This window comes from Zhenhengia yiwuensis (genome assembly GCF_014384995.1).
GTDB lineage: Bacteria > Bacillota > Clostridia > Lachnospirales > Cellulosilyticaceae > Zhenhengia > Zhenhengia yiwuensis.
In genome coordinates this window covers 1-1665 of the sequence record NZ_JACRSY010000100.1, presented here as the reverse complement: position 1 = coordinate 1665, position 1665 = coordinate 1, and the positions used below count along the sequence as shown (strand labels likewise).

3 protein-coding genes and 1 pseudogene are annotated in these 1665 nt (G+C 37.1%); all 4 read right to left on the bottom strand.

Going from position 1 to position 1665, the window contains the following annotated elements; genetic code table 11:
* Positions 1-292: hypothetical protein (locus tag H8718_RS21190; protein ID WP_330597796.1), on the bottom strand; the 292-nt coding region annotated here is incomplete at its 3' end.
* 12 nt (positions 293-304) lie between these two features.
* Positions 305-865, bottom strand: a complete 561-nt coding sequence (locus tag H8718_RS21185; RefSeq protein WP_249334846.1) for a hypothetical protein — start codon at positions 863-865, stop codon at positions 305-307.
* A gap of 2 nt (positions 866-867) precedes the next feature.
* Positions 868-1392, bottom strand: coding sequence for an ERCC4 domain-containing protein (locus tag H8718_RS21180; RefSeq protein WP_249334845.1), 525 nt, complete (start codon positions 1390-1392; stop codon positions 868-870).
* Positions 1393-1665: pseudogene (locus H8718_RS21175) on the bottom strand (ATP-binding protein); the annotation flags it as partial.

The window sequence follows — 1665 nt, the reverse complement described above, 5'->3', positions numbered from 1 at the left end:
CTAGTGTGGTTATAACTTCATTGACTATAGAATCTTTCAGGTCTACTCCATCTATATCCACACCAAAGATGCCATCCCCTAACATAAAACCTAAGCCATCATAATGCGCTACGACACGCATAGCTGTATCATAATCACACCATGTACGAGGGTTATTACTTTGGGCCATGCCACCCGTTCTAGCATTAAAGGGCTTTTTAGTGTATTTACCTGTCTTTTCATCTAAGAACATTCTGTACAATACCCATCTATCCAACTTCTTAAGTTCTACTGGTACATTGCTATAATCCACTTTCTATCCCTCCTAGAATGGTAATACATCATCACCCCAATTTATTTCAGGTGCTTTAGTAGTTGTTGCTACTGTATCTCTTTTTAATAAGATTGGTTTTGGAATCAGGGCAGTTTTTACACTTTCTGTATCTGTTGTATAGCGTAATGTGGTAAAGAACCCTGTATTGCCTTCAATCTCGTATTCCTTCTCACCAAAAATGCCACCAAAGAGTTTGGCTCTCAGATTATGTTCGTTCCAATCCCATTTATAGCCTGTATTACTCTTTTCAATGTGGTGAATAAAAGTCTTGAAGTTCTTTTTAATTCGCTCATCCTTTTCACTACCATCATCTTTAGGACAAGTTAGTCTATAGGTTCCCTTCCATTTCTTATCCCCTTTTTGCTTTTCATATTGCTCTAGATAAAAGTTCTTATATGGGCCTTCTGCAATATCAAAATGAATGACTACCACGCTTCCCCAACCATAAACTTCTTCATTCGCATCTATAATCTTACAAACATAAGCACCAGCTGGTAGCTTTCTTTTTTCTCCTATAACTTGTGTTGTTTCGTATCCATTCCATTTCTTCATTTTTATAGTTCTCCTCTTCTTAATCGTTCTCTTAAATGATGTTGTAACGTTCTATAAATAAAGTCACCACTATAATTGATATTCTCTAAATACATAATCTTTAGGTCATATCTTGCTTCAAAGGCCTTCAGTGTTCCCATAAAAGACTGTGGTAGATATTTTGTGTTGTAGTTATGCAGTAGAATATCCTCATACTTTGCATTCTCAATCAAGAGATACATCTTACCCCTACCTTTTAGAAATTCACTCTCTATGCGTTCTCTGCTCTGTGTAAAATTTCCACTTAGCTCATTTAGGTTAGCCTTACGTTCTATGACACATTTATCTTGGAGATAGACTGGTCTTTCTAGGTGTGGTAGATGAACCTTGAGGGTGTAATCCCCAAAGTCCAGCTTTTCACAAACATACGGAATCTTTTTAGTTTTAAAATACTCAATGATATGTCCACATTTCTGCTCTCTTGTATCTACTACCACAGTAGCCTCTTTTAAGATTTCTTTGATCTCCTTATCCGAGTACCTAAACATCTAAAACTCCTCTAAGACACGCAATACTGGCACAATATCGTTCTCTATCTCATCCTCTTCAAAGGCTCCAAAAGGTGTCTTGGCTGTAGAGTTCTTGCTGTGGGTTTCAAAGATGTATCTACCATCCTTACATTTTGCTAATAAAACCACATTAAACTTAGATTCAGGTACAAGCTTGTTCAGTTTCTTTCCTGTGGTCTTCATCCTTGTCCACATATAGCCATCCTCTGTGCGTTCCGTTTCACTATGGGCTGTATAAATAATTGTTAGGTC

Excerpts from the sequence above, each read along its gene's own strand:
- H8718_RS21185 (WP_249334846.1), bottom strand. The coding sequence starts at position 865 with ATGAAGAAATGGAATGGATACGAAACAACACAAGTTATAGGAGAAAAA.
- H8718_RS21180 (WP_249334845.1), bottom strand. The coding sequence starts at position 1,392 with ATGTTTAGGTACTCGGATAAGGAGATCAAAGAAATCTTAAAAGAGGCT.